The organism is Nitratireductor lacus, assembly GCF_056431025.1.
This window is the reverse complement of the sequence record NZ_JBWKMB010000083.1, coordinates 1-504: the sequence shown is the minus strand read 5'-3', so window position 1 is coordinate 504 and position 504 is coordinate 1. Positions and strand designations below refer to the sequence as shown.

1 protein-coding gene is annotated in these 504 nt (G+C 42.9%); it reads right to left on the bottom strand.

Annotation, left to right across the window (positions count from 1 at the left end):
* A partial coding sequence (locus tag AC07E3_RS21515; RefSeq protein ID WP_478364790.1) for a helicase-related protein occupies positions 1 to 504 on the bottom strand: 504 nt, incomplete at both ends.

Sequence of the window (504 nt, the reverse complement as noted above, 5' to 3'; positions counted from 1 at the left end):
ATGTATTCGTCTGCGTGTTTAGGCAAATCGTAATTGATTACCAGTGCTACATTACGAATATCTAAGCCTCTAGCCGCTAAGTCTGTGGTGACGAGTACATCGGCTTTATTATTAAGAAAATCATTGAGTACGGCATTTCGTTGGTTTTGCAACAGTTCACCGTGTAAAAATAGGGCATTGTGACCGTTTTCATTCAATGCGGTTTGAATACGTGCAGTATCATCTCGAGTTGCGGTAAACACGATAGCCTGTTGGCGAGCACTAAGCCTCAGTAAAGCAAGCAATTGTTTGTCTTTATGATCCACATGATCAGACAAATAAAACCGTTGCTCAATGCCCGTGTGGGGGACGCTCACCTTGTCGATGACTATCTTTTCAGGTGAATTTAGTAAGTTATCGGTCATCCTGCTCATTTCTGCAGAGTCCACTGTGGCAGAGAACATCATGGTCTGGCGTTTACGATGATTAGCTTGCTCATGAATAAGTGAGAGTTGCGAACTAAAG